At 44.1% G+C, this 24,391-nt stretch carries 42 protein-coding genes; 37 read left to right on the top strand and 5 right to left on the bottom strand.

All coding sequences use genetic code 11. The features are described 5' to 3' along the window. The first annotated feature begins 199 nt into the window (after window positions 1-199). The 32 genes from bfd (at window position 200) to FE394_RS17670 (ending at window position 15,852) form a co-directional block, all read left to right on the top strand. Window positions 200-394, top strand: coding sequence for a bacterioferritin-associated ferredoxin (bfd, locus tag FE394_RS17825; protein ID WP_319927678.1), 195 nt, complete (start codon window positions 200-202; stop codon window positions 392-394). A 77-nt stretch (window positions 395-471) separates the two neighbouring features. Next, window positions 472-948 carry a bacterioferritin gene (bfr, locus tag FE394_RS17820; RefSeq protein ID WP_319927677.1) on the top strand — a complete coding sequence of 159 codons (477 nt, stop codon included), beginning with the start codon at window positions 472-474 and terminating at the stop codon, window positions 946-948. 322 nt (window positions 949-1,270) lie between these two features. Then, window positions 1,271-1,582 carry a 30S ribosomal protein S10 gene (rpsJ, locus tag FE394_RS17815; RefSeq protein WP_001181005.1) on the top strand — a complete coding sequence of 104 codons (312 nt, stop codon included), beginning with the start codon at window positions 1,271-1,273 and terminating at the stop codon, window positions 1,580-1,582. Between the two features lie 32 nt (window positions 1,583-1,614). After that, window positions 1,615-2,247, top strand: a complete 633-nt coding sequence (gene rplC, locus FE394_RS17810; RefSeq protein WP_319927676.1) for a 50S ribosomal protein L3 — start codon at window positions 1,615-1,617, stop codon at window positions 2,245-2,247. Window positions 2,248-2,263: 16 nt separating this feature from the next. Next, on the top strand, window positions 2,264-2,869 hold the full coding sequence (rplD, locus tag FE394_RS17805; RefSeq protein WP_069317336.1) for a 50S ribosomal protein L4: 606 nt from the start codon (window positions 2,264-2,266) through the stop codon (window positions 2,867-2,869). After that, window positions 2,866-3,168, top strand: a complete 303-nt coding sequence (gene rplW / locus FE394_RS17800) for a 50S ribosomal protein L23 (protein WP_086107746.1) — start codon at window positions 2,866-2,868, stop codon at window positions 3,166-3,168. Before rplD ends, rplW begins: the two co-directional genes overlap by 4 nt. Window positions 3,169-3,187: 19 nt before the next feature. Next, window positions 3,188-4,012 (top strand): 50S ribosomal protein L2, encoded by an 825-nt coding sequence (gene rplB, locus FE394_RS17795; protein WP_319927675.1) that lies wholly within the window; start codon window positions 3,188-3,190, stop codon window positions 4,010-4,012. 14 nt (window positions 4,013-4,026) lie between these two features. Beyond that, window positions 4,027-4,305: a 30S ribosomal protein S19 gene (rpsS, locus tag FE394_RS17790; RefSeq protein ID WP_011148791.1), complete on the top strand. Its 279-nt coding sequence runs from the start codon at window positions 4,027-4,029 to the stop codon at window positions 4,303-4,305. A gap of 14 nt (window positions 4,306-4,319) precedes the next feature. Then, entirely contained in the window at window positions 4,320-4,652 is a 333-nt protein-coding gene (rplV, locus tag FE394_RS17785; RefSeq protein WP_319927674.1) for a 50S ribosomal protein L22, read from the top strand. Between the two features lie 17 nt (window positions 4,653-4,669). After that, the gene (rpsC, locus tag FE394_RS17780; RefSeq protein ID WP_010847482.1) at window positions 4,670-5,371 is read left to right on the top strand and encodes a 30S ribosomal protein S3; all 702 of its coding nucleotides are present in this window, start codon (window positions 4,670-4,672) and stop codon (window positions 5,369-5,371) included. Between the two features lie 12 nt (window positions 5,372-5,383). Continuing rightward, window positions 5,384-5,794 (top strand): 50S ribosomal protein L16, encoded by a 411-nt coding sequence (gene rplP, locus FE394_RS17775; protein ID WP_038252494.1) that lies wholly within the window; start codon window positions 5,384-5,386, stop codon window positions 5,792-5,794. Then, the gene (gene rpmC, locus FE394_RS17770; protein WP_010847484.1) at window positions 5,794-5,985 is read left to right on the top strand and encodes a 50S ribosomal protein L29; all 192 of its coding nucleotides are present in this window, start codon (window positions 5,794-5,796) and stop codon (window positions 5,983-5,985) included. Before rplP ends, rpmC begins: the two co-directional genes overlap by 1 nt. Next, window positions 5,985-6,239 (top strand): 30S ribosomal protein S17, encoded by a 255-nt coding sequence (gene rpsQ, locus FE394_RS17765; protein ID WP_319927673.1) that lies wholly within the window; start codon window positions 5,985-5,987, stop codon window positions 6,237-6,239. Before rpmC ends, rpsQ begins: the two co-directional genes overlap by 1 nt. A gap of 175 nt (window positions 6,240-6,414) precedes the next feature. Beyond that, a complete protein-coding gene (rplN, locus tag FE394_RS17760; protein ID WP_010847486.1) occupies window positions 6,415-6,786 on the top strand; it encodes a 50S ribosomal protein L14 in 372 nt (123 codons plus the stop codon). A 10-nt stretch (window positions 6,787-6,796) separates the two neighbouring features. Next, window positions 6,797-7,111, top strand: a complete 315-nt coding sequence (gene rplX / locus FE394_RS17755; RefSeq protein WP_012990487.1) for a 50S ribosomal protein L24 — start codon at window positions 6,797-6,799, stop codon at window positions 7,109-7,111. Window positions 7,112-7,124: 13 nt separating this feature from the next. Beyond that, window positions 7,125-7,664 carry a 50S ribosomal protein L5 gene (rplE, locus tag FE394_RS17750; protein ID WP_038240482.1) on the top strand — a complete coding sequence of 180 codons (540 nt, stop codon included), beginning with the start codon at window positions 7,125-7,127 and terminating at the stop codon, window positions 7,662-7,664. Window positions 7,665-7,676: 12 nt separating this feature from the next. Further along, entirely contained in the window at window positions 7,677-7,982 is a 306-nt protein-coding gene (gene rpsN, locus FE394_RS17745) for a 30S ribosomal protein S14 (protein WP_010847489.1), read from the top strand. Window positions 7,983-8,015: 33 nt separating this feature from the next. Continuing rightward, on the top strand, window positions 8,016-8,408 hold the full coding sequence (gene rpsH, locus FE394_RS17740; RefSeq protein WP_319927672.1) for a 30S ribosomal protein S8: 393 nt from the start codon (window positions 8,016-8,018) through the stop codon (window positions 8,406-8,408). Between the two features lie 13 nt (window positions 8,409-8,421). Continuing rightward, complete coding sequence (gene rplF, locus FE394_RS17735; protein ID WP_319927671.1) at window positions 8,422-8,955, top strand: 50S ribosomal protein L6; 534 nt, start codon at window positions 8,422-8,424, stop codon at window positions 8,953-8,955. Window positions 8,956-8,964: 9 nt separating this feature from the next. After that, window positions 8,965-9,318, top strand: coding sequence for a 50S ribosomal protein L18 (gene rplR, locus FE394_RS17730; RefSeq protein ID WP_038240476.1), 354 nt, complete (start codon window positions 8,965-8,967; stop codon window positions 9,316-9,318). A 14-nt stretch (window positions 9,319-9,332) separates the two neighbouring features. Then, window positions 9,333-9,833, top strand: a complete 501-nt coding sequence (rpsE, locus tag FE394_RS17725) for a 30S ribosomal protein S5 (RefSeq protein ID WP_319927670.1) — start codon at window positions 9,333-9,335, stop codon at window positions 9,831-9,833. A 5-nt stretch (window positions 9,834-9,838) separates the two neighbouring features. Further along, the gene (gene rpmD / locus FE394_RS17720) at window positions 9,839-10,018 is read left to right on the top strand and encodes a 50S ribosomal protein L30 (protein ID WP_008913894.1); all 180 of its coding nucleotides are present in this window, start codon (window positions 9,839-9,841) and stop codon (window positions 10,016-10,018) included. 3 nt (window positions 10,019-10,021) lie between these two features. After that, on the top strand, window positions 10,022-10,456 hold the full coding sequence (gene rplO, locus FE394_RS17715) for a 50S ribosomal protein L15 (protein WP_069317325.1): 435 nt from the start codon (window positions 10,022-10,024) through the stop codon (window positions 10,454-10,456). A 7-nt stretch (window positions 10,457-10,463) separates the two neighbouring features. Beyond that, entirely contained in the window at window positions 10,464-11,795 is a 1,332-nt protein-coding gene (gene secY / locus FE394_RS17710; RefSeq protein WP_319927669.1) for a preprotein translocase subunit SecY, read from the top strand. Between the two features lie 32 nt (window positions 11,796-11,827). Beyond that, on the top strand, window positions 11,828-11,944 hold the full coding sequence (gene rpmJ / locus FE394_RS17705; RefSeq protein WP_012768118.1) for a 50S ribosomal protein L36: 117 nt from the start codon (window positions 11,828-11,830) through the stop codon (window positions 11,942-11,944). A 147-nt stretch (window positions 11,945-12,091) separates the two neighbouring features. Next, window positions 12,092-12,448, top strand: a complete 357-nt coding sequence (gene rpsM / locus FE394_RS17700) for a 30S ribosomal protein S13 (protein ID WP_319927668.1) — start codon at window positions 12,092-12,094, stop codon at window positions 12,446-12,448. A gap of 16 nt (window positions 12,449-12,464) precedes the next feature. Further along, window positions 12,465-12,854 (top strand): 30S ribosomal protein S11, encoded by a 390-nt coding sequence (gene rpsK, locus FE394_RS17695; RefSeq protein WP_002919257.1) that lies wholly within the window; start codon window positions 12,465-12,467, stop codon window positions 12,852-12,854. Between the two features lie 36 nt (window positions 12,855-12,890). Beyond that, complete coding sequence (rpsD, locus tag FE394_RS17690; protein WP_319927667.1) at window positions 12,891-13,511, top strand: 30S ribosomal protein S4; 621 nt, start codon at window positions 12,891-12,893, stop codon at window positions 13,509-13,511. Between the two features lie 25 nt (window positions 13,512-13,536). After that, window positions 13,537-14,526: a DNA-directed RNA polymerase subunit alpha gene (locus FE394_RS17685; protein WP_038269634.1), complete on the top strand. Its 990-nt coding sequence runs from the start codon at window positions 13,537-13,539 to the stop codon at window positions 14,524-14,526. 40 nt (window positions 14,527-14,566) lie between these two features. Beyond that, window positions 14,567-14,959 (top strand): 50S ribosomal protein L17, encoded by a 393-nt coding sequence (gene rplQ, locus FE394_RS17680; RefSeq protein ID WP_319927666.1) that lies wholly within the window; start codon window positions 14,567-14,569, stop codon window positions 14,957-14,959. A 177-nt stretch (window positions 14,960-15,136) separates the two neighbouring features. Continuing rightward, complete coding sequence (zntR, locus tag FE394_RS17675) at window positions 15,137-15,550, top strand: Zn(2+)-responsive transcriptional regulator (RefSeq protein WP_319927665.1); 414 nt, start codon at window positions 15,137-15,139, stop codon at window positions 15,548-15,550. A 101-nt stretch (window positions 15,551-15,651) separates the two neighbouring features. Then, complete coding sequence (locus tag FE394_RS17670) at window positions 15,652-15,852, top strand: alternative ribosome-rescue factor A (RefSeq protein WP_319927664.1); 201 nt, start codon at window positions 15,652-15,654, stop codon at window positions 15,850-15,852. A 46-nt stretch (window positions 15,853-15,898) separates the two neighbouring features. On the opposite strand, the gene trkA is transcribed toward FE394_RS17670, so the two are convergent. From trkA to def, 4 genes are all read right to left on the bottom strand, one after another. Further along, a complete protein-coding gene (gene trkA, locus FE394_RS17665) occupies window positions 15,899-17,275 on the bottom strand; it encodes a Trk system potassium transporter TrkA (RefSeq protein WP_319927663.1) in 1,377 nt (458 codons plus the stop codon). A 95-nt stretch (window positions 17,276-17,370) separates the two neighbouring features. After that, on the bottom strand, window positions 17,371-18,660 hold the full coding sequence (rsmB, locus tag FE394_RS17660) for a 16S rRNA (cytosine(967)-C(5))-methyltransferase RsmB (protein WP_319927662.1): 1,290 nt from the start codon (window positions 18,658-18,660) through the stop codon (window positions 17,371-17,373). A gap of 82 nt (window positions 18,661-18,742) precedes the next feature. Next, window positions 18,743-19,690, bottom strand: a complete 948-nt coding sequence (gene fmt, locus FE394_RS17655; protein ID WP_319927661.1) for a methionyl-tRNA formyltransferase — start codon at window positions 19,688-19,690, stop codon at window positions 18,743-18,745. Between the two features lie 25 nt (window positions 19,691-19,715). Beyond that, on the bottom strand, window positions 19,716-20,228 hold the full coding sequence (gene def / locus FE394_RS17650) for a peptide deformylase (protein ID WP_319927660.1): 513 nt from the start codon (window positions 20,226-20,228) through the stop codon (window positions 19,716-19,718). Window positions 20,229-20,359: 131 nt separating this feature from the next. Here def and dprA point away from each other — a divergent pair, with 131 nt between their 5' ends. The 5 genes from dprA to FE394_RS17625 are packed head-to-tail and all read left to right on the top strand — an operon-like array spanning window position 20,360 to window position 23,709. Further along, the gene (gene dprA, locus FE394_RS17645; RefSeq protein WP_319927659.1) at window positions 20,360-21,436 is read left to right on the top strand and encodes a DNA-protecting protein DprA; all 1,077 of its coding nucleotides are present in this window, start codon (window positions 20,360-20,362) and stop codon (window positions 21,434-21,436) included. Between the two features lie 56 nt (window positions 21,437-21,492). Further along, window positions 21,493-22,053, top strand: coding sequence for a DNA topoisomerase family protein (locus FE394_RS17640; RefSeq protein WP_319927658.1), 561 nt, complete (start codon window positions 21,493-21,495; stop codon window positions 22,051-22,053). Then, window positions 22,046-22,615 carry an L-threonylcarbamoyladenylate synthase type 1 TsaC gene (tsaC, locus tag FE394_RS17635; protein WP_319927657.1) on the top strand — a complete coding sequence of 190 codons (570 nt, stop codon included), beginning with the start codon at window positions 22,046-22,048 and terminating at the stop codon, window positions 22,613-22,615. The genes FE394_RS17640 and tsaC overlap by 8 nt, the downstream gene beginning before the upstream one ends. Before the next feature lie 6 nt (window positions 22,616-22,621). Then, complete coding sequence (gene aroE, locus FE394_RS17630) at window positions 22,622-23,440, top strand: shikimate dehydrogenase (RefSeq protein WP_319927656.1); 819 nt, start codon at window positions 22,622-22,624, stop codon at window positions 23,438-23,440. Next, window positions 23,437-23,709 (top strand): DUF1488 family protein, encoded by a 273-nt coding sequence (locus FE394_RS17625; protein ID WP_319927655.1) that lies wholly within the window; start codon window positions 23,437-23,439, stop codon window positions 23,707-23,709. Before aroE ends, FE394_RS17625 begins: the two co-directional genes overlap by 4 nt. On the opposite strand, the gene FE394_RS17620 is transcribed toward FE394_RS17625, so the two are convergent. Next, a complete protein-coding gene (locus FE394_RS17620) occupies window positions 23,673-24,230 on the bottom strand; it encodes a gamma carbonic anhydrase family protein (RefSeq protein ID WP_319927654.1) in 558 nt (185 codons plus the stop codon). The two genes, FE394_RS17625 and FE394_RS17620, sit on opposite strands and share 37 nt — an antisense overlap. Window positions 24,231-24,391: the final 161 nt, after the last annotated feature.

Raw genomic sequence — 24,391 nt, 5'->3', positions numbered from 1 at the left:
CGGGTGGTTCTGATTTTGGGAGCCACCGCTATTGGTGGCTTTTTGTATAAATAAAATAAAAACAATAATTGAAATGATATTCATTTCTATTTACTATTCTGCGATATCGCTTATTTTATAAGCGTGAATGTTTTTAGGTATGGTCTTTTATCTGGCCTAAATAGTCATCAAGAATGTAAATAGTTAGAAGAGTGCTTCCATGTATGTCTGTCTCTGTAATGCAGTAAGTGATAAAACCATACGTAATGCTGTTCATCAGCAACATGTTCGTTCTATCAGAGAGCTGAGAAATCTTATTCCTGTCGGAAATGATTGCGGAAAATGCATACGCCAAGCACGTGAAATAATGGATAAAGAGATTGCGCTGCTGCCTCAAATAAATAATGTTGCTTAAAATAAAAACAATATTACTTGCAAATACTCTGCCAAATTAGTACTACACTGTAGTAACTGGAAGCGGAGGAACTTGCTATGAAAGGTGATAAAAAAATAATTGCACATTTGAACAAACTCCTAGGTAATGAGCTTGTCGCTATTAATCAATACTTTTTACATGCCCGTATGTTTAAAAATTGGGGCCTGATGCGCTTAAACGACGTCGAGTATCGTGAATCTATTGATGAGATGAAGCACGCAGATAAGTTTATCGAGCGTATTCTCTTCTTAGAGGGAATACCCAACTTGCAGGATTTGGGAAAACTCAATATCGGAGAGGATGTGGAAGAAATTCTGCAATCTGATTTGGAGTTAGAGCTACGTGGTGCAAAGGATCTCAGAGAAGCAATCGCATATGCTGACTCAGTCTATGATTATGTCAGCCGGGACTTAATGATAGAGGTACTTTCTGATGAAGAAAATCATATAGACTGGTTGGAAACTCAACTTGAACTCATAACACGAATTGGTATACAAAATTATACCCAAGCTCAGCTCAGTAAAGAAGAATAGCTATAATCTAGACAATTTAGACGCCCTATAATTTGATGTATATAGGGCGTTTTTTCTACCACCCACCTTCTTTTACCCTTTCGTGTACGATTTTTTGAATAGATTTCATCCTTAATCTTGCTTTACGGGTAAATTCATGTACAATGCGCGGGCTTACTTACGTAGTAGGACTGATTTATATCAGTAATGAGCGGTGAATTACCGCCATTTAAAATACTCCCGATATGGGGGTTATACATTGAACGATTACACTCCCCCATCAATCGAAATGGGTGCGAGGAGTAATTATTTACGTTTATAAAATAGTTGGAGCTCTGGTCTCATGCAGAACCAAAGAATCCGTATACGCCTGAAAGCATTTGATCATCGTCTAATCGATCAATCAACTGCGGAAATCGTAGAGACCGCTAAGCGCACTGGTGCGCAGGTTCGTGGTCCGATCCCGCTACCGACTCGTAAAGAGCGTTTTACCGTTCTGATTTCTCCGCACGTTAACAAAGATGCGCGTGATCAGTACGAAATTCGCACTCACAAACGTCTGGTTGACATCGTTGAGCCAACCGAGAAAACCGTTGATGCTCTGATGCGTCTGGATCTGGCTGCCGGTGTAGACGTGCAGATCAGCCTGGGTTAATCAGGTCATTGAGCGATTGAGAGGTTGAAACAATGATTGGTTTAGTCGGTAAAAAAGTGGGCATGACTCGCATCTTCACTGAAGATGGCGTTTCAATCCCTGTAACTGTTATCGAAATCGAAAATAACCGTGTAACTCAAGTTAAAAACGACGAGACTGACGGTTATCGTGCAATTCAGGTAACGACTGGTAGCAAAAAAGCGAACCGCGTTAATAAATCTGAAGCAGGTCACTTCGCTAAAGCTGGTGTAGAAGCTGGCCGCATCCTGCGTGAATTCCGTCTGTCAAAAGGCGATGCTGAGTTCACTGTAGGTCAAAGCATTAGCGTTGAAATTTTCGCTGACGTTAAAAAAGTCGACGTTACTGGTACATCTAAAGGTAAAGGTTTCGCGGGTACTGTTAAACGCTGGAACTTCCGTACTCAGGATGCTACCCATGGTAACTCCTTGTCTCACCGTGTTCCGGGTTCTATCGGTCAGAACCAGACTCCGGGCAAGGTATTCAAAGGCAAGAAAATGGCAGGCCAACTAGGTAATGAGCGTGTAACCGTTCAGAGTCTAGATGTAGTACGTGTTGACGCAGAGCGTAACCTGCTGCTGGTCAAAGGTGCTGTTCCAGGTGCAACGAACAGTAACCTGATCGTAAAACCGGCTGTCAAGGCGTAACGTCGAGGAGATAGGAATGGAATTGGTAATGAAAGACGCGCAAAGCGCGCTGACTGTTTCCGAAACTACCTTCGGGCGTGATTTCAATGAAGCGCTTGTGCATCAAGTAGTTGTTGCGTATGCAGCTGGTGCTCGTCAAGGTACTCGTGCTCAGAAAACTCGTGCTGAAGTTTCTGGTTCAGGTAAAAAACCATGGCGTCAGAAAGGCACTGGCCGTGCGCGTTCTGGTTCAATTAAGAGCCCAATTTGGCGCTCTGGTGGTGTAACTTTCGCAGCGAAACCACAGGACCACAGTCAAAAAGTTAATAAAAAGATGTACCGCGGTGCCCTGAAAAGCATCCTGTCTGAACTGGTACGTCAAGATCGTCTGATCGTTGTCGAGAAGTTCTCTGTTGAAGCACCTAAAACTAAGTTGCTGGTACAGAAACTGAAAGAAATGGCACTGGAAGACGTGCTGATCGTCACTGGTGAAGTTGATGAGAATCTGTTCTTAGCAGCTCGCAATCTGTATAAGATTGACGTTCGTGATGCAGCAGGAATCGACCCAGTAAGCCTGATCGCCTTCGACAAAGTGGTTATGACTGCTGAAGCTGTGAAGCAAGTTGAGGAGATGCTGGCATGATCCGTGAAGAACGTCTGCTAAAAGTACTGCGCGCGCCGCACGTATCTGAAAAAGCTTCTACAGCGATGGAAAAAAACAATACCATCGTTCTCAAGGTTGCGAAAGACGCGACTAAAGCAGAGATCAAAGCTGCCGTACAGAAACTGTTTGAAGTTGAAGTTGAAGGTGTAAACACTTTGCTTGTTAAAGGTAAAGTTAAACGCCACGGTCAGCGTGTTGGTCGTCGTAGCGACTGGAAAAAAGCTTACGTCACCCTGAAAGAAGGCCAGAACTTGGACTTCGTTGGCGGCGCTGAGTAAGTCGGAGGAGTAAAGAACAATGGCAGTTGTTAAATGTAAACCTACGTCTCCGGGTCGCCGCCACGTTATTAAAGTGGTTAACCCTGAGCTGCATAAGGGTAAACCTTATGCTCCGTTGTTAGAAAAAAACAACAAAACTGGTGGTCGTAACAACAATGGTCGTATTACCACTCGTCACATCGGTGGCGGCCATAAACAGCACTATCGTCTGGTTGACTTTAAACGTAACAAAGACGGTATCCCTGCTGTTGTTGAGCGTCTGGAATATGATCCAAACCGCTCAGCAAACATCGCACTGGTTCTGTATAAAGACGGTGAACGTCGTTATATTCTTGCGCCTAAAGGCCTGAAAGCAGGTGATCAAATCCAGTCTGGTGCTGATTCAGCAATCAAAACTGGTAACACTCTGCCAATGCGCAATATCCCGGTTGGTTCTACTGTTCACAACATAGAAATGAAACCAGGTAAAGGTGGCCAGCTGGCTCGTTCAGCAGGTGCTTATGCTCAGATCGTTGCACGTGATGGTTCTTATGTAACCTTGCGTCTGCGTTCTGGTGAAATGCGTAAAGTACTGTCTGACTGCCGTGCTACCTTAGGTGAAGTTGGTAACGCTGAACACATGCTGCGCGTTCTGGGTAAAGCTGGTGCAAGCCGCTGGCGTGGTATTCGTCCTACCGTTCGTGGTACGGCGATGAACCCAGTAGACCATCCACATGGTGGTGGTGAAGGTCGTAACTTTGGTAAACACCCTGTAACTCCATGGGGTATTCAGACCAAAGGTAAGAAGACCCGTAGCAACAAACGTACTGATCAATATATCGTACGTCGCCGTTCTAAAAAATAATTAGAGGATAAGCCATGCCACGTTCTCTCAAGAAAGGTCCATTTATTGACCTGCACTTGCTGAAGAAGGTAGAGAAAGCGGTGGAAAGCGGAGACAAAAAGCCTATTAAGACTTGGTCCCGTCGTTCAACGATCTTTCCTAACATGATCGGTTTGACCATCGCTGTCCATAATGGTCGTCAGCATGTTCCAGTTTTTGTTTCCGACGAAATGGTTGGTCACAAACTGGGTGAATTCGCGCCGACCCGTACTTATCGCGGCCATGCGGCCGATAAAAAGGCTAAAAAGCGCTAAGGTAGGAGGAAGAGATGGAAACTATCGCTAAACATCGCCACGCTCGTTCTTCTGCTCAGAAGGTTCGCCTCGTGGCTGACCTGATCCGCGGTAAGAAAGTGTCGCAAGCTCTGGAAACTTTGATCTATACCAACAAGAAAGCTGCTGGTTTAGTGAAGAAAGTACTTGAGTCTGCTATTGCTAACGCAGAACACAACGATGGCGCTGACATCGATGATCTGAAAGTCACGAAGATTTTCGTAGACGAAGGCCCAACAATGAAGCGCATTATGCCTCGTGCAAAAGGCCGTGCAGATCGTATCCTGAAGCGCACCAGCCACATTACTGTGGTTGTGTCCGATCGCTGAGACTCTGGAGACTAGCAATGGGTCAGAAAGTACATCCTAATGGTATTCGTCTGGGGATTGTCAAACCTTGGAACTCTACCTGGTATGCGAATACCAAAGAATTCGCTGACAACCTGGACAGCGACTTTAAAGTTCGCCAGTACTTGAACAAAGAACTGGTTAAAGCATCTATTTCACGTATCGTTATCGAACGTCCTGCGAAAAGCATCCGTGTGACTATTCACACCGCTCGTCCAGGTATCGTAATCGGTAAAAAAGGTGAAGACGTTGAAAAACTGCGTAAGGCTGTAGCGGACATCGCTGGCGTTCCTGCGCAGATTAATATTGCCGAAGTGCGTAAACCTGAACTGGACGCAAAACTGGTTGCTGACAGCATCAGCTCCCAGCTGGAGCGTCGTGTCATGTTCCGCCGTGCTATGAAACGTGCGGTACAGAACGCTATGCGTCTGGGCGCTAAAGGCATCAAAGTGGAAGTCAGTGGCCGTCTGGGCGGTGCTGAAATCGCGCGTACTGAATGGTATCGTGAAGGTCGTGTACCTCTGCACACTCTGCGTGCAGACATCGACTACAATACTTCTGAAGCGCACACCACTTATGGTGTAATCGGCGTTAAGGTATGGATCTTCAAAGGTGAGATCCTGGGTGGTATGGCTGCAGTTGAACAGGCGGAAAAACCGGCTGCTCAACCTAAAAAGCAGCAGCGTAAAGGCCGCAAGTAAGGAGAGTCGCTGATGTTACAACCAAAGCGTACGAAATTCCGTAAAGTGCACAAAGGCCGCAACCGTGGTCTGGCTGCAGGTACGGATGTTAGCTTCGGCACTTTCGGTCTGAAAGCTGTGGGCCGCGGTCGTCTGACTGCTCGTCAGATTGAAGCGGCACGTCGTGCTATGACCCGTGCAATTAAGCGTCAAGGTAAAATCTGGATCCGCGTGTTCCCAGACAAACCGATCACTGAAAAGCCACTCGAAGTGCGTATGGGTAAAGGTAAAGGTAACGTAGAATATTGGGTTGCCTTGATCCAGCCCGGTAAAGTCCTGTATGAAATGGACGGTGTGCCTGAAGAGCTGGCTCGTGAAGCATTCAAGCTGGCAGCAGCGAAACTGCCTATCAAAACCACCTTTGTAACTAAGACGGTGATGTAATGAAAGCACAAGAGCTGCGCGAAAAAAGCGTTGAAGAGCTGAACACTGAGCTGCTGAACCTGTTACGCGAACAATTTAATCTGCGTATGCAGGCGGCAAGTGGCCAGCTGCAACAGTCTCACCTGTTAAAGCAAGTGCGTCGTAATATTGCACGTGTTAAGACTTTACTGACTGAGAAGGCGGGTGCGTAATGACCGATAAAATCCGTACTCTGCAAGGTCGTGTTATTAGCGATAAAATGGAAAAATCCATTGTTGTTGCTATTGAGCGTAAGGTGAAACACCCACTATATGGTAAATTCATCAAGCGTACGACCAAACTGCACGTACATGACGAGAACAATGAATGTGGAATTGGTGATGTGGTGGAAATCCGCGAAACCCGTCCACTGTCTAAGACTAAATCTTGGACCTTAGTTCGCGTTGTAGAGAAAGCGGTTCAATAACAGAACGCTATCTCGTACGAAATAAACGGCTCAAAAAATAACGGGGCCGTTTATTTTTCTGTCCATCGCGAAGATGTGGTGTTATAATGCCGCGCCCTCGTAGTATGGGATATTGAAACGGCCTCTTTAAAAATAAAGTGGCTCAGTAGTAGTTGACATTTAGCGGAGCACTAAAATGATCCAAGAACAGACTATGCTGAACGTGGCCGACAACTCCGGTGCACGTCGCGTAATGTGTATCAAGGTTCTAGGTGGCTCGCACCGTCGCTACGCACATGTCGGTGACATCATCAAAATTACTATCAAGGAAGCAATTCCTCGCGGTAAAGTGAAAAAAGGTGATGTCCTGAAAGCGGTAGTGGTGCGCACCAAGAAGGGTGTTCGTCGCCCGGACGGTTCTGTCATTCGCTTCGATAGCAACGCTTGTGTATTGTTGAACAACAATAGTGAGCAAGTTATCGGTACGCGTATTTTTGGGCCGGTAACTCGTGAGCTTCGTAATGAAAAGTTCATGAAAATTATCTCTCTGGCACCTGAAGTACTCTAAGGAGCAGACAATGGCAGCGAAAATCCGTCGTGATGACGAAATTATCGTGCTAACCGGTAAAGATAAAGGTAAGCGCGGTAAAGTAAAACAGGTTCTTTCTTCTGGTAAAATTATTGTTGAAGGCATTAATCTGGTTAAAAAACATCAGAAGCCAGTTCCGGCTCTGAACCAACCAGGTGGCATCGTTGAAAAAGAAGCAGCTATTAATGTTTCTAACGTTGCAATCTTCAACGCAGCAACCAGCAAGGCTGACCGTGTAGGTTTTAGATTCGAAGACGGCAAAAAAGTTCGTTTCTTCAAATCTAATAACGAAACTATCAAGTAATTTGGAGTATACGATGGCGAAACTGCATGATTACTACAAAGACGAGGTAGTCCAGAAACTGATGACTCAGTTTGGTTACCATTCTGTCATGCAAGTCCCTCGGGTCGAGAAGATCACCCTGAACATGGGTGTTGGTGAAGCGATCGCTGACAAAAAACTGCTGGATAATGCAGCAGCTGATTTGACAGCAATCTCTGGTCAAAAACCATTAATCACCAAAGCACGCAAATCAGTTGCAGGCTTCAAAATCCGTCAGGGCTATCCAATCGGCTGTAAAGTAACCCTGCGTGGCAAACGCATGTGGGAGTTCTTTGAGCGCCTGATCTATATTGCTGTACCGCGTATTCGTGACTTCCGTGGTTTGTCCGCTAAGTCATTCGATGGTCGTGGTAACTACAGCATGGGTGTTCGTGAGCAAATCATCTTCCCTGAAATCGATTACGATAAAGTGGATCGTGTACGTGGTTTAGATATTACTATCACCACTACTGCGAAATCTGATGATGAAGGCCGCGCACTGTTGGCTGCGTTTAACTTCCCGTTCCGCAAGTAAGGCAGGGTATTCATGGCTAAGCAATCAATGAAAGCACGTGATGTAAAACGTGCGAAATTAGCTGAGAAATTCTTCGCAAAACGCGTTGAACTGAAAGCGATCATCTCTGATGTAAACGCATCTGACGAAGACCGTTGGAATGCTGTTCTCAAGCTGCAAACACTGCCACGTGATTCCAGCCCTTGCCGTCAGCGTAATCGCTGCCGTCAAACTGGACGTCCGCATGCATTTTTGCGGAAGTTTGGGTTGAGTCGTATTAAAGTCCGCGAAGCCGCTATGCGCGGTGAAATCCCGGGCCTTAAAAAGGCTAGCTGGTAATTGTCACCAATTGAATCACGGGAGTAAAGACAGATGAGCATGCAAGATCCGATCGCGGATATGCTGACCCGTATCCGTAACGGTCAGGCCGCGAATAAAGTTGCGGTCACCATGCCTTCCTCCAAGCTGAAAGTGGCAATTGCCAAAGTGCTGAAGGAAGAAGGTTACATTGAAGATTTTAAAATCGAAGGCGACACCAAGCCAGAATTGGAAATTACTCTGAAATATTTCCAAGGTAAGGCTGTTGTAGAAAGCATTCAGCGTGTAAGCCGTCCAAGTCTGCGCATCTATAAGAAAAAAGATGCGCTGCCACAAGTTATGGCTGGCTTGGGTATCGCTGTTGTTTCTACCTCTAAAGGTGTAATGACTGATCGTGCAGCTCGCCAGGCTGGTCTGGGTGGCGAGATTCTCTGCTACGTAGCTTAATCGGGAGGAAAGAATGTCTCGTGTTGCAAAAGCACCCGTCGTCATTCCTGCCGGCGTAGAGGTTAAACTCAACGGTCAGGTTATTTCGATTAAGGGTAAAAACGGCGAATTAAGTCGTGAAATCCACAACGCAGTTGAAGTTACACATGCGGATAACCAACTGACTTTCGCTCCACGCGAAGGTTTCGCTGATGCTTGGGCACAGGCGGGTACAACTCGTTCTCTGCTGAATGCAATGGTTATTGGTGTTAACGAAGGTTTCATTAAGAAGCTTCAACTGGTGGGTGTTGGTTACCGTGCAGCAGTTAAAGGCAATGCAGTTAGCTTGTCTTTAGGCTTCTCGCATCCGGTTGAGCATCAACTGCCAGCAGGCATAACTGCGGAATGCCCATCACAAACTGAAATCGTACTGAAAGGTGCTGATAAGCAGGTGATTGGTCAGGTTGCGGCAGATCTGCGTGCCTATCGTCGTCCTGAGCCATATAAAGGCAAGGGTGTTCGTTACGCCGATGAAGTCGTGCGTACCAAAGAGGCTAAGAAGAAGTAAGGTAACACTATGGATAAGAAAGCAGCTCGTATCCGTCGTGCGACCCGCGCACGCCGCAAGCTCCAGGAACTGGGTGCAACTCGCCTGGTGGTACACCGTACCCCTCGCCATATTTATGCGCAGGTTATCGCACCAAATGGTTCTGAAACTCTGGTGGCCGCTTCTACAACAGAAAAAGCTATCAGTGAACAACTGAAATTTACTGGAAACAAAGAAGCCGCAGCATTAGTAGGCAAGATTGTTGCTGAACGCGCTCTGGAAAAAGGCATCAAAGATGTATCTTTTGACCGTTCTGGTTTCCAATATCATGGTAGAGTCCAGGCACTGGCAGATGCTGCCCGTGAAGCTGGCCTTCAGTTCTAAGGTAGAGGTGTAAGATGGCTCACATCGAAAAACAAGCTGGCGAACTGCAGGAAAAGCTGATCGCGGTAAACCGCGTATCTAAAACCGTTAAAGGTGGCCGTATTTTCAGCTTTACAGCACTGACTGTAGTTGGTGATGGTAACGGTCGCGTTGGTTTTGGCTACGGTAAAGCACGCGAAGTTCCGGCAGCGATCCAGAAAGCGATGGAAAAAGCACGTCGCAATATGAAAACCGTCGCACTCAAGAGCGGCACCCTGCACCACCCAGTGAAAGGCGCACACACCGGTTCTAGCGTGTTCATGCAGCCTGCTCACGAGGGTACAGGTATCATCGCCGGTGGTGCGATGCGTGCTGTTCTGGAAGTAGCTGGAGTTCGTAACGTACTAGCTAAAACCTATGGTTCCACTAACCCGATCAACGTGGTTCGTGCAACTCTGGACGCTTTAGACAGTATGAAGTCTCCAGAAATGGTCGCGGCTAAGCGTGGCAAATCCGTCGAAGAAATTCTGGGGTAATGACCATGGCTAAGACTATTAAAATCACTCAGGTTCGCAGTTCAATCGGTCGTTTGCCTAAACATAAGGCAACTCTGACTGGTTTAGGTCTGCGTCGCATTGGTCATACTGTTGAACGTGAAGATACACCAGCTGTTCGCGGTATGGTCAACTTGGTTTCCTATATGGTTAAAGTTGAGGAGTAACAGATGCGCTTAAATACTCTGTCTCCGGCTGAAGGTGCTAAGCACGCACCTAAACGTGTAGGTCGTGGTATCGGTTCTGGTCTGGGTAAAACCGGCGGTCGTGGTCACAAAGGTCAGAAATCTCGTTCTGGCGGTGGCGTTCGTCGTGGTTTCGAAGGCGGCCAGATGCCTTTATATCGTCGTTTGCCAAAATTTGGCTTTACTTCACGCAAGGCAATGATCACTGCAGAAATTCGTCTGTCTGATTTTGCTCGTGTTGAAGGCGATGTTATCGATCTGAATGCACTGAAAGCAGCTAACATTATTGGCCCTCAAATTGAATTCGCTAAAGTAATGCTTTCTGGCGAAGTCAATCGCGCAGTAACTGTGCGTGGCTTGCGTGTTACTAAAGGCGCCCGCGCTGCAATTGAAGCGGCTGGCGGTAAAATTGAGGAATAAGTAACAGATGGCTAAACAACCAGGATTAGATTTTCAAAGTGCCAAAGGCGGATTAGGCGAGTTAAAACGCAGACTTTTGTTTGTCATTGGAGCTCTAATTATTTTCCGTATTGGCTCTTTTATTCCAATCCCTGGTATTGATGCCACTGTGCTTGCCAAATTGCTCGAACAGCAAAGAGGCACCATCATTGAAATGTTTAATATGTTCTCTGGTGGTGCTTTAAGCCGTGCTTCTATCTTTGCACTGGGTATTATGCCGTATATTTCTGCGTCCATTATTATCCAGTTGCTAACCGTGGTTAATCCCCGTTTAGCAGAGATTAAGAAGGAAGGGGAAGCTGGTCGCCGTAAGATCAGTCAGTACACCCGCTATGGCACGTTAGTGCTGGCAATATTCCAGTCAATCGGTATTGCTACTGGGTTGCCGAATATGCCTGGAATGCAAGGCTTGGTTATTAATCCTGGTTTTGCATTCTATTTCACGGCTGTTGTAAGTCTGGTCACGGGAACCATGTTCTTGATGTGGCTAGGTGAGCAGATTACTGAACGAGGTATCGGTAACGGTATTTCAATCATAATCTTTGCTGGTATCGTTGCTGGCTTACCGCCTGCAATCGGTCACACCATCGAGCAAGCTCGGCAAGGCGATCTGCACTTCCTCCTGTTGCTGTTGGTTGCAGTATTAGTATTTGCCGTAACTTTCTTCGTTGTTTTCATGGAACGTGGTCAACGTCGTATCGTTGTTAACTACGCTAAACGTCAACAAGGTCGTAAAGTTTTTGCGGCACAAAGTACACATTTACCGTTGAAAGTAAATATGGCTGGGGTTATCCCTGCAATTTTTGCTTCCAGCATTATTTTGTTCCCTGGTACTATAGCCTCTTGGTTTGGTGGCGGAACAGGCTGGAACTGGTTGACAACTATTTCTATGTATTTGCAACCAGGTCAACCGCTTTATGTGTTATTATACGCATCTGCAATCATCTTCTTCTGTTTCTTTTACACGGCTTTGGTATTCAATCCAAGAGAAACAGCAGATAACCTGAAGAAGTCCGGTGCATTTGTACCAGGAATTCGTCCGGGAGAGCAAACGGCTAAGTACATCGATAAAGTAATGACTCGTCTAACTTTAGTTGGTGCGTTATATATTACTTTTATCTGCTTAATCCCGGAGTTCATGCGTGATGCAATGAAAGTTCCATTCTATTTTGGTGGTACTTCCCTACTGATTGTAGTCGTCGTCATCATGGACTTTATGGCTCAAGTGCAAACTCTGATGATGTCAAGTCAGTATGAGTCTGCATTGAAGAAGGCAAACCTGAAAGGATATAATCGCTAATCGGTTTGCTTGAGAAGTTACGGAGAGTAAAAATGAAAGTTCGTGCTTCCGTCAAGAAATTATGCCGCAACTGCAAAATCGTTAAGCGTAACGGTATCGTTCGTGTGATTTGCAGTGCAGAGCCTAAGCACAAACAGCGCCAAGGCTAATTAATCGCATATTTTTCTTGCAAAGTTGGGTTGAGCTGGCTAAATTAGCCAGCCAATCTTTTTATATGACAGCAACATTATTTGAGTATCCTGAAAACGGGCTTTTCAGAATGGTGTTGCAGTGAATAAATATTGTAGGAGTGCATAGTGGCCCGTATAGCAGGCATTAACATTCCTGATCAGAAACATACCGTAATCGCGTTAACCTCGATCTACGGTATCGGTAAAACCCGCTCACAGGCAATCTGTGTAGCAGCGGGCATTGCTGAAAATGTTAAGATCAGTGAGCTGTCTGAAGAGCAAATTGAAAAGTTACGTGACGAAGTTGCCAAATACGTTGTAGAAGGTGATTTGCGTCGTGAAGTGACCCTGAGCATCAAACGTCTGATGGACCTTGGTTGCTATCGTGGTTTGCGTCATCGTCGTGGTCTACCAGTTCGCGGTCAGCGTACCAAGACCAATGCACGTACCCGTAAGGGTCCGCGTAAGCCGATCAAGAAATAATCGGGGTGATTGAATAATGGCAAAAGCACCTATTCGTGCACGTAAGCGTGTAAGAAAACAAGTCTCTGACGGTGTGGCTCATATCCATGCTTCTTTCAACAACACCATCGTTACTATTACTGATCGTCAGGGTAACGCACTGGGTTGGGCAACTGCCGGTGGTTCCGGTTTCCGTGGTTCTCGTAAATCTACTCCGTTTGCGGCTCAGGTTGCAGCAGAGCGCTGTGCTGAAGCAGTAAAAGAATACGGAATTAAGAACCTGGAAGTTATGGTTAAAGGACCTGGTCCTGGTCGTGAGTCAACTATCCGCGCATTAAACGCGGCTGGTTTCCGCATCACTAATATTACTGATGTGACTCCGATTCCTCATAACGGTTGTCGTCCACCGAAAAAACGTCGCGTTTAATACGCTTTCGTTTTTAGGATTGTTGGAGAAAGAAAAATGGCAAGATATTTGGGTCCTAAGCTCAAGCTGAGCCGTCGCGAGGGTACAGACCTTTTCCTGAAGTCTGGCGTTCGCGCGATTGACACCAAGTGTAAATTAGAACAGGCACCAGGCCAGCACGGCGCACGTAAACCGCGTCTGTCTGACTATGGTGTTCAGTTACGTGAAAAACAAAAAGTTCGTCGTACTTACGGTGTTCTGGAACGTCAATTCCGTAACTACTATAAAGAAGCGACTCGTCTGAAAGGCAACACAGGTGAAAACCTGCTGAATCTGCTGGAAGGTCGCTTGGATAACGTCGTTTATCGTATGGGCTTTGGCGCAACTCGTGCTGAATCACGTCAGATGGTAAGCCATAAGGCTATCGTGGTAAACGGTCGCGTTGTTAACATCGCTTCTTATCAGGTATCCCCGAATGACGTAGTCAGCGTTCGTGAAAAAGCGAAGAAGCAGGCTCGCATTAAAGCAGCCTTAGAGCTGGCTGAGCAGCGTGAGAAACCAACTTGGTTGGAAGTTGATGCTGCGAAGATGGAAGGTGTGTTCAAGCGTGTTCCTGAACGTACTGATCTATCCGCTGACATTAACGAACACCTGATCGTCGAGCTTTACTCTAAGTAAAGCTTAGCACCAAAGAGAGGACACAATGCAGGGTTCTGTGACAGAGTTTCTAAAACCGCGCCTGGTAGATATCGAGCAAGTCAGTTCGACGCATGCCAAGGTGACCCTTGAGCCATTAGAGCGTGGCTTTGGCCATACTCTTGGCAACGCACTGCGCCGTATTCTGCTTTCGTCTATGCCGGGTTGTGCGGTGACTGAGGTTGAGATTGATGGTGTACTGCATGAGTACAGCACCAAAGAAGGTGTACAGGAAGATATCCTGGAGATTCTCCTCAATCTGAAAGGGCTGGCGGTGAAAGTTCAGGGTAAAGATGAAGTTATCCTTACTTTGAATAAATCTGGCATTGGCCCTGTGACTGCAGCCGACATCATCCATGATGGTGATGTCGAAATCGTCAAGCCGCAGCACGTAATCTGCCATCTGACTGACGAAAGCGCTTCTATTAGCATGCGTATTAAAGTTCAGCGCGGTCGTGGTTATGTGCCGGCTTCTGCCCGAATTCATTCGGAAGAAGATGAGCGTCCTATCGGTCGTTTGTTAGTAGATGCTTGCTATAGCCCAGTAGAGCGTATTGCCTACAATGTTGAAGCAGCTCGTGTAGAACAGCGTACTGACCTGGATAAGCTGGTTATCGAGATGGAGACTAACGGTACAATCGATCCTGAAGAAGCGATTCGCCGTGCAGCTACCATTCTGGCTGAACAACTGGAAGCTTTCGTTGATTTACGTGATGTACGTCAACCAGAAGTTAAAGAAGAGAAGCCAGAGTTTGATCCGATCCTGCTGCGCCCTGTTGACGATCTGGAATTGACTGTCCGCTCTGCTAACTGCCTTAAAGCAGAAGCTATCCACTACATCGGTGATCTGGTACAGCGTACTGAGGTTGAGTTACTTAAAACACCTAACCTAGGTAAAAAATCTCTTACTGAGATTAAAGACGTACTGGCTTCGCGTGGTCTTTCTCTGGGCATGCGTCTGGAAAACTGGCCACCAGCAAGTATTGCTGATGAATAACTAGATCACAGGTTAAGGTTTTACTGAGAAGGATAAGGTCATGCGCCATCGTAAGAGTGGTCGTCAATTGAACCGCAACAGCAGCCATCGCCAAGCTATGTTCCGTAATATGGCAGGTTCTTTGGTTCGTCATGAAATCATCAAGACGACTCTGCCTAAAGCGAAAGAACTGCGTCGCGTCGTTGAGCCGCTGATTACTCTTGCCAAGACCGACAGCGTAGCTAATCGTCGTCTGGCATTCGCCCGTACTCGTGATAATGAGATCGTGGCAAAACTGTTTAATGAACTGGGCCCGCGTTTTGCGAGCCGCGCAGGTGGTTACACTCGTATTCTGAAGTGTGGCTTCCGTGCTGGTGACAATGCACCGATGGCATACATCGAGCTTGTTGACCGCGCCGCTGAGTCTCAGACAGAAACAGCATCTGCAGAGTAATCTGTAGGAGCATAAAAAACCGGGTTAATTCCCGGTTTTTTATCGCCTTTTGATTTTATATCTATAACCACTATCTCATTTCTCATCTGTTCATCTGCGAATTTACCCTGTGTGGGTGATCTCTTAATCTATTCTGGTAGTATTGTACTTATTTCCTATTTGGTAGGAGTATCTCCTATGTATCGTATTGGTCAGTTGGCTAAATTAGCAAGTGTCACTCCTGACACTATCCGCTTTTATGAAAAACAAGGCTTGATGGAACATGAAGAAAGAACGGAAGGCGGTTATAGGTTATATAAAGAGCAGGATTTACAGAGATTACGTTTTATTCGTTATGCGAAACAATTAGGCTTTACACTAGAAGCAATTGTAGAGCTGCTGTCAATTCGTGTAGACCCTGAACATCATACATGCCAAGAATCGAAACAGATTGTTGATTCTAGATTGCAGGAAATAGAAGAAAAATTGTTTGAAATGCAAAAAATGCGTGACTCTTTGAAAATGTTGAGTGATGCATGTTGTGGTAGTAAGCACATAAGCACATATTGCTCTATCTTGGAGATTTTGGAAGAGGGTGCTGCGAATAAATAATTTTTCTTTATTTATTATTCCGATCGTTAAGAGTACAATCGCACTGTTTTTAATCAGATAATTATTTTAACTAATTAACGAAATCATAGTTAGAGGTCATTATGACAACCTATCGCCATAAAAAAGGCATCATTAAAGATAATGCCATAGAAGCTTTATTACACGATCCTTTGTTTAGACAAAGAGTAGAAAAAAATAAAAAAGGTAAAGGAAGTTATAGTCGTAAAGAAAAATGTGGTAAAAGCAGTAGTTGGGAGGCCAATGATAATAATTTTTTTAAGTTGTTATCATTGGCCTTCTAACTTATTAAGTGAAAAATATTAGCCTATAGTCCTAAGTATGATGTTTTTAAAGGAAGAAAGGACTTGGCTGAAATAATTTTTCCACTTCAGGAACGAATTTTTTATCCGTAATAAACATGATTACATGGTCACTTTGCTCAATGATACTGTAATCATTAGCAATAATGACCTCTTCATCGCGTACAATAGCGCCAATTGTTGTGCCTGGTGGTAATTTGATATCACCTATCTTCCGTCCAACAACTTTTGAAGTATTTTCATCACCATGTGCGATAGCTTCGATAGCTTCAGCAACTCCTCTCCTTAATGAGAATACACTGACAATATCTGCTTTACGTACATGGCCAAGTAATGCTGATACTGTTGCTTGTTGAGGGGAAATTGCAATATCAATGACTCCTCCTTGTACTAAATCAACATATGCACTGCGCTGAATAAGTACCATTGCTTTTTTGGCCCCCATTCGTTTTGCAAGCATAGCTGACATAATATTGGCTTCATCATCATTTGTTAATGCAATAAAAACATCAACTTGTTCTATATGTTCTTCGGCAAGTAGTTCTTGGTCCGAAGCATCTCCGTAGAACACGATAGTATCGTGTAAAAGTTCTGCCAGTTCTGTGGCTCTTTCCTGATTATGTTCGATCAGTTTGACACTATAATCTTTTTCAAGCCGCAGGGCTAAACCAGCACCAACATTGCCTCCTCCAACAATCATTATGCGTTTGTATGGTTTTTCAAGTCGTTGTAATTCACTCATTACCGCCCTGATATGTTGTGATGCCGCAACGAAAAATACTTCATCACCTGCTTCGATAATTGTTGAGCCTTGTGGCCTAATAGGGCGATCTTGACGAAATATTGCCGCAACTTTGCTATCGATATGTGGCATATGTTCTCTGAGTGAAGATAAGGCATTACCTACAAGTGAACCACCATAATAGGCTTTTACAGCGACAATACTGACACGGCCTGCTGCAAAATTAACAACCTGTAATGCACCTGGGTATTGAATCAATTTATAGATGTAATCAATGACCAATTGCTCAGGAGATATTAGGTAATCAATAGGAATATCATCAGGTTGGAATAATTTCTCTGACTCTCGGATATACTCTGATGATCGTATCCTAGCGACTTTATTCGGTGTATTGAAGAGGGAATAAGCAATTTGGCATGCAATCATGTTGGTTTCATCTGAATTAGTGACGGCCACCAACATATCTGCATCTTCAGCTCCTGCTTCCCTCAATACTCTGGGATGGGAACCATGACCATTGACAACCCGGAGATCAAATTTATCCTGTAACTGGCGTAAACGATCTGTATCAGTATCAACAACAGTAATATCATTGTTTTCATCAACCAAATTTTCGGCTAATGTTCCACCTACTTGGCCTGCACCCAGAATAATTATCTTCATCGCATTTTCTTCTTGATTAGAAGCCGTTTTCCTATTCTTGCTATTTTAGCAAAAACTTAAGACTCTCTCGTTTAATCGAAAACGAGAGAAAACTGTTATTGTTTAGTTAGTCTGGCATAAAAGAAACCGTCACCACCTGTTATTTCTGGAGTGATTTGTATTCCTGGTTTTTCCAACGTCCCTGTTTCTGCTAACTTAGCATTCGTATTACGCGCCAAAAATGCCTTAATTTGTTCATTATTTTCCTGAGGTAAAATTGAGCAGGTAGCATAAACTAAGGTGCCATTTTTCTTTAAATAAGGCCAAATGGCTTCAAGTATTTCGGATTGTAATGCAACTAATTGATTAATATCTTCATCTCTACGTAGCCATTTGATGTCAGGATGACGGCGAATAACTCCGGTTGCAGAACATGGCGCATCAAGGAGAATACGATCAAATTTCTCACCATCAGCCCACTCATGTGGAAAACGGCCATCACCTGTTTTGACAACTGCATGTAAGCAAAGTCGTTGTAAATTTTCATTCACTCGCTTAATTCTTTGTTCATCAATATCAATGGCGAGCACCTTAGATTTTGGCGCTATTTCAAGTATATGGGTAGTTTTTCCGCCGGGTGCAGCACAGAGGTCCAATATGGATTCTCCGTTAGATGGGATTAAAAGTTCAGCACATCCTTGAGCAGAACGATCCTGAATAGTTACCCATCCCTGATCAAATCCTGGCAGAGCATTTACAGGGCAGGGGGTTATCAGGCGAATAGCATGTGGATGATTAGTATCTTGTTCTGCTTCTATATTAACTTTTTCTAACAGGGCAAGATATTCGTTAGCTGTATGATGGAGTTGGTTTACCCGTAACCACATAGGTGGTTTTTGGTTATTGGCATCTACTATGTTTTGCCAATTTTGTGGGTAAGCTTTTTGGATACGTTCTAGAAGCCATTTAGGATGCAGGAGCTGGCTAATATTATTATTCGCCTGTTCGACCAGTTCTTGTTGCTGGCGCTGAAATTGGCGAAGAACGCCATTGATTAACCCTTTGAGTTGTGGCCGTTTTAAGTTAATAGCACCATTGACGGTTTCAGCCAATGCTGCATGAGCAGGTATGCGCGTATATGTAAGCTGATATATCCCAACCATGATCAGATAGTGGAAAATACGTTGTTTTCCTTTCAATGGCTTTGCCATTAGTTGGCTAATAAACCACTCTAGCTTAGGTAATACCCTCATAACGCCAAAACAGAGTTCTTGCAGCAGAGCTTTATCTTTGTCAGAAACCCTTTGTTGGAGTTCAGGTATGACAGAACTGAGAGATTGCCCTTGCTCCAGTACTTGAGTGATCGCTTTGGCAGCGATGCTTCGCAGATTATATGTATTTTTCATGGTATGGTCAAAAAAGCTGATTGTTGTTAGTAGAATAAAATAGGAAGAAGCCCGTATGCTAAGAGCATACGGACAAATAATCTTAGTTGATTTTGCTACCTGGTATAAACCATTCACGTCTGGAGTTTAAGAGATCGGCGGATGACATTGCTTTTTTACCAGACGGTTGCAACTGAGTAATATTTAATATCCCATCTGCAGTCGCAACTTGAATACCTTTTTTTTCTGCGCTGATAATTGTGCCGGGAGCTTGAGCAGTTTTCTCTGTGATAACTTCTGCTTGCCAAATCTTAATAGGTTGATCATCGATTGAGAAAAAGCTCAAAGGCCAAGGGTTGAAAGCTCTAATGCAACGTTCAATTTGAATTGCTGGCAAATTCCAATCCACTTTTGCTTCATCTTTACTCAGTTTTTCCGCGTAGGTCGCAAGAGTGTCATCTTGTGCCTCTGGTTGACATTTTTCCGAAGTGATTAAGTCTAATGTATCAAGCAGAGCTGTGGGGCCAATATCGGCAAGTTTTCCGTACAGACTGGCGCTGGTATCTTCTTTTTCAATAGGGCAAATAGCTTTCAGCAGCATATCACCGGTATCAAGCCCCGCATCCATCTGCATGATAGTCACTCCAGTTTCTCTATCCCCAGCCCAAACTGAGCGTTGAATAGGTGCTGCACCCCGCCAGCGAGGTAACAAAGAACCGTGAACATTCAGACATCCCAGATGTGGAATATCTAAAACGGCTTGAGGAAGAATTAACCCGTATGCAACAACGATCATAATATCGGCTTGTTGTTCCATGATCCATTGTTGGCTTTCTTCCGCACGTAAGGTTATTGGCTGAAAAACAGGAATTCCATGTTCTTCAGCCAATACCTTTACAGGGGTTGGTGTCAGTTTTTTACCTCTTCCTGCCGGTTTGTCTGGTCGAGTGAGTACTCCAACAATTTGGTGTTGGGAGTTTAGTAAAGCTGCCAAATGGCGAGCCGCGAAGTCAGGTGTTCCGGCAAAAATAATACGTAAAGAATCAGACACTGTTATTTCCTGCAATGATAAAAAATTATTTGCTCTTGGTTCTTAATCGATCAATTTTTTCAACTTTCTGACGGATGCGTTGGCGTTTCAATGGCGATAGATAATCGACAAAGAGTTTACCGACCAAATGATCCATTTCATGCTGAATGCAAATTGCCAATAGCTCATCGGCTTCCAATTCAAACGGCTGACCGTGATAATCCAGAGCCTTAATTTTGACTTGCTCAAAACGAGGCACAAACCCACGCTGTTCAGGAACAGATAGACAACCTTCTTCTATCCCTGTTTCACCTGACTCATTGATCAACTCTGGGTTAATCAGTACAAGACGCTGTTCACGATTCTCAGAAACATCAATGACAATAATTCTTTGATGAATATCGACTTGTGTTGCCGCTAAGCCAATACCTTCTTCTGCATACATCGTTTCAAACATATCATCAATGATACGCTGGATTTCTGCATCGACTTTTTCTACTGGCTTTGCAATTGTGCGAAGTCGCTCGTCTGGATAATGTAATACTTGTAAAACTGACATATATGTTTAGAACTGCATCCAAAAAGTGAGTGATAATTAGTGCCTATTCTAGACATTTCCCGTTTGGATTGACAGTATTGAGCATAAATTAATCATGCAGGTGTGATTTTCAATCAGGTCAGGATGACAATATGGAAGCGATGGAAATATGGTTGCGAATGAAAATGGTCTCTCATCTTTCAGCAGTAAAGGCGATGCCTATTATGGAGCGCTTGTTGCAAACGAAGAATTGTAGCACGACTTTCCTTAAAGAATGTGGTCTGTCGTCGGCACAATGTCTGCAATTTACAAAGGCTAATTCCTCCATGCTGATTTCGGCTCTTAATTGGTTAGAGCAACCAGATAATCATTTACTGACTTTCTCTCAGCCAGAATATCCTCCTTTATTAAAACAGATACATTCTCCACCTCTGGTACTCTTTGTCATGGGAGATGTATCGGTTCTGTCTCAAAAACAAATTTCAATGGTGGGTAGCAGGGCTGCGACCTTCTATGGTGAGAAATGGGGAAGGGTATTTGCTGGGGAGTTGGCTAAGAATAATCTGGTAATCACTAGTGGGCTTGCGATTGGCATTGATGGTATCTGTCATCAATCGGCATTGGATGCAGGAGGAAAAACTATTGCTGTACTCGGTAGTGGATTTGAGAATATCTATCCCAGTCGCCATCAATTGTTGGCTCAGCGGATCAAAGAAAATGGCGCGTTAATTTCTGAATTTTTTCCTGATACACCACCCAGAGCCAAGAATTTTCCAAGACGAAATCGGATTATTAGTGGATTAAGTCTAGCTCTCATTATTGTGGAAGCACATAAAAATAGTGGCTCACTGATTACTGCCCGTTGTGCTCTTGAACAAGGGCGGGATATTTTTGCTTTACCTGGGCCATTGGGCACCGCCTCAAATGAAGGTAATCATTGGTTGATCAAACAGGGTGCCTATTTGGCAACAAGCGTGATGGATGTTATGGAACATATTAGTACTTCGTTTCAATGGATTAATACTGAAGAAAAAGAGAATGAACAATTTGAACAAACAGAGTTGCCATTTGTGGATGTGCTGGTTAACGTAAGTAACGAAGTTACACCTATTGATATAATCGCCAAGCGCTCTTCTCTACCTGTTACCGAAGTTATGACCAAATTATTGGAGCTGGAACTTATGGGAAAAGTTGCTGTTGTCGCTGGTGGGTATGTCCGAACTAATTGATCTATTTAATTGGTATTTTTCCAATATGATGGTGGTTGGTATTCCGTGAGTAATATATGTCTAAGAAAGTTCCCTTTGCTATAAAAGAAACAGAATATTGCCCTAATTGTGGTGCCGAATTAGTCATCCGCAATGGAGTTCATGGGCCATTTTATGCATGTTCCGACTATCCATCTTGCCACTATCTTCGCCCTTTAAAAGCGTTAGGCGATGGACATATTGTTAAGGAATTAGATGGGCAAATATGCCCGAAATGTGGTTTCACCCTAGTCCTGCGGCAAGGGCGTTACGGTATGTTCATCGGCTGCAGTCATTATCCTGAGTGCGGACACACAGAATTGATTGATAAACCGAATGATACATCAATTAATTGCCCTCAATGCCAACAGGGAAAACTACTCCAGCGTAAGTCTCGTTTTGGTAAAACATTTCATTCCTGTAGCCGCTATCCAGAGTGTCAGTTTACACTTAACAATAAGCCAGTTTCAGGAGAATGTTTATTTTGTCATTATCCGTTATTAATAGAAAAGCGGATTTCCCACGGCGTAAAGTTATTTTGTGCCAGCAAATTGTGTAGTAAGCAGCAACCCACTGAAATTGAGAAAGATAATGAGTAACGAAATTTCTCCTGCATTTGATGCAGTTATTACGGCTTTAAAAGGAAAAAAAGTGATTGCCTATCCGACAGAGGCTGTTTTTGGATTAGGCTGTGATCCTGATAGTGAAGATGCCGTGCAAGATTTATTAGCACTGAAAAATAGGCCTTGGGAAAAAGGGTTAATCTTGATTGCTGATAATTATGAACGGTTATGCCCTTATATTGATGATACTCAGCTGAATGATATACAGAAAAAAACTATGTTTTCTTTTTGGCCGGGGCCTGTTACATGGGTAATACCAGCGAAAAAAACAACACCAATATGGCTGACCGGTAAGTTTTCAACTTTGGCCGTTCGAGTCACGGATCACCCTTTGGTTAAGCAGTTATGTTCTATGTATGAAAAACCTTTGGTTTCTACCAGTGCGAATTTTAGTGGATTTGAGCCATGTCGGAGCGTAGAAGAAGTGCGTCAGCAATTTGGAAAGCATATCCCGGTTTTGGAGGGGGGAGTAGGGGGACGTAAAAACCCATCAGAAATCAGGGATGCTTTAACAGGCAAACTATATCGGCAGGGATAGAAAATAATGGATAAATTCGCGGTTTTTGGGAATCCAATCGCACATAGCAAATCGCCTTATATTCATCGATTATTTGCTGAACAGACTGGCATTGAACATCAATACGGGCGGATACTGTCTCCGATAGAGCACTTTGAAAAAACCTTAAAGCATTTTTTTGAGCAGGGAGGAATAGGAGCGAATATCACTGTTCCTTTCAAAGAGAGAGCTTATCAATACTCAGATGAGTTGACTGAACGAGCAAAGATCAGCGGTGCAGTCAACACATTAAAACGGATAGAGGGAAACCGACTTCTTGGTGATAATACAGATGGTATCGGACTCCTAGCGGACTTACAGAGACTCAATTTCATCTCTGGGACACAGAATATTTTGATTATTGGTGCTGGTGGAGCAGCAAAAGGGGTTTTGTCACCTCTGCTGTCTTTGGGGCGCTCAGTCACTATTACTAACCGTACGTTTGAGCGTGCCCAAATAATCGCGGATAAATTCTCTCGGCTGGGAGATATCAGGGCTATTGAAATGGGGACTCTTATTTATCCGGCCTTTGATATCATTATTAATGCAACATCTTCCGGTATTGATGGAGAATTTCCAGCAATATCACCGTTGATTTTCCAAAATGATAGTATCTGTTACGACATGTATTATCAGAATGGATTAACGCCCTTCCTGCGTTTTGCTCAGCAAAATGGAGTTTCATGTTTAGCTGATGGTTTAGGGATGTTAGTTGGGCAAGCTGCACATGCCTTTGAACTGTGGCATGGGGTCTTTCCAGAAATAGAACCTGTTTTAACTGCCTTAAGGCGGGAATTACACGCATGAATCAATCAATTCAGTTCCCCGATCGTGAAGAATGGGATGAAGTAGGAAATAGAGTAATGTTTCCAGCAATAGTAGATGGTCTGCTGGTGGAATGTATGATGAGTGCTGATGTAATCATTGAGCGTTATGGCAAGGCTCATCACCCACTCGATCTTTTTCGTCAACACCGTTGGGATTTGGAAGAAGAATTTGAAACGGTTATTTCGAGTGGGTATGATGATCAATTTGGGCGCTACTCTTTACCTTCAGATTGTTCTGCTAATAAATAGTTATCTTTCCAGCGGGCATAGTTATTAGCTGAATAAAGTAGTCCTTCCAATTCTTCAGGTTTGAGCTTTCTAACTTGTCTGGCTGGGCTACCTACATATAGGTGGCCGCTTTCCAATTTTTTTCCGGGGGGCACAAGGCTGCCTGCACCAATGACCACATCGTCTTCAATAATGACGCCATCAAGTAAAATAGAACCCATACCGACTAACACCCGATTTCCAACCTTACATCCATGTAGCATCGTTTTATGACCTACTGTGACATCTTCCCCAATTATCAATGGGAAACCGTCAGGATTATCAGGGGATTTATGAGTTACATGTAAAACAGAGCCATCTTGAATATTTGTACGTGAGCCAATTGATACGTAATTTACATCTCCTCGAATTACGACAAGAGGCCAGATGCTGACATTGTCTGCTAACCTGACATCCCCAATGACAACAGAGGAACGATCTAAAAAGACTTTTTGACCAACCTGAGGATAGAAATCTAGATACTGGCGTAAAACAACAGACATAAAAACCTCAACAATAAGGGCGAATATCAATTAATAGAGATATTATTGAGGAAAAGATCACCATGCAATGAAAAGATTTGCCTTAAATTCATCCAGATTGGATTGTTTTTTTTGCTAAAAGCATAAAAAATGCCCACTTAAAAAGAAAATCAAAAAAAACT

The sequence above is a fragment of the Xenorhabdus littoralis genome (genome assembly GCF_033949345.1).
GTDB lineage: Bacteria > Pseudomonadota > Gammaproteobacteria > Enterobacterales > Enterobacteriaceae > Xenorhabdus > Xenorhabdus littoralis.
The sequence above is the reverse complement of the archived record's forward strand: the minus strand, read 5'-3'. Positions and strand labels throughout refer to the sequence as shown.

Bases quoted from the DNA above. Each gene is read 5' to 3' on its own strand.
- bfd (WP_319927678.1), top strand. From the start codon at position 200: ATGTATGTCTGTCTCTGTAATGCAGTAAGTGATAAAACCATACGTAAT.
- bfr (WP_319927677.1), top strand. From the start codon at position 472: ATGAAAGGTGATAAAAAAATAATTGCACATTTGAACAAACTCCTAGGT.
- rpsJ (WP_001181005.1), top strand. From the start codon at position 1,271: ATGCAGAACCAAAGAATCCGTATACGCCTGAAAGCATTTGATCATCGT.
- rplC (WP_319927676.1), top strand. From the start codon at position 1,615: ATGATTGGTTTAGTCGGTAAAAAAGTGGGCATGACTCGCATCTTCACT.
- rplD (WP_069317336.1), top strand. From the start codon at position 2,264: ATGGAATTGGTAATGAAAGACGCGCAAAGCGCGCTGACTGTTTCCGAA.
- rplW (WP_086107746.1), top strand. From the start codon at position 2,866: ATGATCCGTGAAGAACGTCTGCTAAAAGTACTGCGCGCGCCGCACGTA.
- rplB (WP_319927675.1), top strand. From the start codon at position 3,188: ATGGCAGTTGTTAAATGTAAACCTACGTCTCCGGGTCGCCGCCACGTT.
- rpsS (WP_011148791.1), top strand. From the start codon at position 4,027: ATGCCACGTTCTCTCAAGAAAGGTCCATTTATTGACCTGCACTTGCTG.
- rplV (WP_319927674.1), top strand. From the start codon at position 4,320: ATGGAAACTATCGCTAAACATCGCCACGCTCGTTCTTCTGCTCAGAAG.
- rpsC (WP_010847482.1), top strand. From the start codon at position 4,670: ATGGGTCAGAAAGTACATCCTAATGGTATTCGTCTGGGGATTGTCAAA.
- rplP (WP_038252494.1), top strand. From the start codon at position 5,384: ATGTTACAACCAAAGCGTACGAAATTCCGTAAAGTGCACAAAGGCCGC.
- rpmC (WP_010847484.1), top strand. From the start codon at position 5,794: ATGAAAGCACAAGAGCTGCGCGAAAAAAGCGTTGAAGAGCTGAACACT.
- rpsQ (WP_319927673.1), top strand. From the start codon at position 5,985: ATGACCGATAAAATCCGTACTCTGCAAGGTCGTGTTATTAGCGATAAA.
- rplN (WP_010847486.1), top strand. From the start codon at position 6,415: ATGATCCAAGAACAGACTATGCTGAACGTGGCCGACAACTCCGGTGCA.
- rplX (WP_012990487.1), top strand. From the start codon at position 6,797: ATGGCAGCGAAAATCCGTCGTGATGACGAAATTATCGTGCTAACCGGT.
- rplE (WP_038240482.1), top strand. From the start codon at position 7,125: ATGGCGAAACTGCATGATTACTACAAAGACGAGGTAGTCCAGAAACTG.
- rpsN (WP_010847489.1), top strand. From the start codon at position 7,677: ATGGCTAAGCAATCAATGAAAGCACGTGATGTAAAACGTGCGAAATTA.
- rpsH (WP_319927672.1), top strand. From the start codon at position 8,016: ATGAGCATGCAAGATCCGATCGCGGATATGCTGACCCGTATCCGTAAC.
- rplF (WP_319927671.1), top strand. From the start codon at position 8,422: ATGTCTCGTGTTGCAAAAGCACCCGTCGTCATTCCTGCCGGCGTAGAG.
- rplR (WP_038240476.1), top strand. From the start codon at position 8,965: ATGGATAAGAAAGCAGCTCGTATCCGTCGTGCGACCCGCGCACGCCGC.
- rpsE (WP_319927670.1), top strand. From the start codon at position 9,333: ATGGCTCACATCGAAAAACAAGCTGGCGAACTGCAGGAAAAGCTGATC.
- rpmD (WP_008913894.1), top strand. From the start codon at position 9,839: ATGGCTAAGACTATTAAAATCACTCAGGTTCGCAGTTCAATCGGTCGT.
- rplO (WP_069317325.1), top strand. From the start codon at position 10,022: ATGCGCTTAAATACTCTGTCTCCGGCTGAAGGTGCTAAGCACGCACCT.
- secY (WP_319927669.1), top strand. From the start codon at position 10,464: ATGGCTAAACAACCAGGATTAGATTTTCAAAGTGCCAAAGGCGGATTA.
- rpmJ (WP_012768118.1), top strand. From the start codon at position 11,828: ATGAAAGTTCGTGCTTCCGTCAAGAAATTATGCCGCAACTGCAAAATC.
- rpsK (WP_002919257.1), top strand. From the start codon at position 12,465: ATGGCAAAAGCACCTATTCGTGCACGTAAGCGTGTAAGAAAACAAGTC.
- rpsD (WP_319927667.1), top strand. From the start codon at position 12,891: ATGGCAAGATATTTGGGTCCTAAGCTCAAGCTGAGCCGTCGCGAGGGT.
- FE394_RS17685 (WP_038269634.1), top strand. From the start codon at position 13,537: ATGCAGGGTTCTGTGACAGAGTTTCTAAAACCGCGCCTGGTAGATATC.
- rplQ (WP_319927666.1), top strand. From the start codon at position 14,567: ATGCGCCATCGTAAGAGTGGTCGTCAATTGAACCGCAACAGCAGCCAT.
- zntR (WP_319927665.1), top strand. From the start codon at position 15,137: ATGTATCGTATTGGTCAGTTGGCTAAATTAGCAAGTGTCACTCCTGAC.
- FE394_RS17670 (WP_319927664.1), top strand. From the start codon at position 15,652: ATGACAACCTATCGCCATAAAAAAGGCATCATTAAAGATAATGCCATA.
- trkA (WP_319927663.1), bottom strand. From the start codon at position 17,275: ATGAAGATAATTATTCTGGGTGCAGGCCAAGTAGGTGGAACATTAGCC.
- rsmB (WP_319927662.1), bottom strand. From the start codon at position 18,660: ATGAAAAATACATATAATCTGCGAAGCATCGCTGCCAAAGCGATCACT.
- def (WP_319927660.1), bottom strand. From the start codon at position 20,228: ATGTCAGTTTTACAAGTATTACATTATCCAGACGAGCGACTTCGCACA.
- dprA (WP_319927659.1), top strand. From the start codon at position 20,360: ATGGAAGCGATGGAAATATGGTTGCGAATGAAAATGGTCTCTCATCTT.
- FE394_RS17640 (WP_319927658.1), top strand. From the start codon at position 21,493: ATGTCTAAGAAAGTTCCCTTTGCTATAAAAGAAACAGAATATTGCCCT.
- tsaC (WP_319927657.1), top strand. From the start codon at position 22,046: ATGAGTAACGAAATTTCTCCTGCATTTGATGCAGTTATTACGGCTTTA.
- aroE (WP_319927656.1), top strand. From the start codon at position 22,622: ATGGATAAATTCGCGGTTTTTGGGAATCCAATCGCACATAGCAAATCG.
- FE394_RS17625 (WP_319927655.1), top strand. From the start codon at position 23,437: ATGAATCAATCAATTCAGTTCCCCGATCGTGAAGAATGGGATGAAGTA.
- FE394_RS17620 (WP_319927654.1), bottom strand. From the start codon at position 24,230: ATGTCTGTTGTTTTACGCCAGTATCTAGATTTCTATCCTCAGGTTGGT.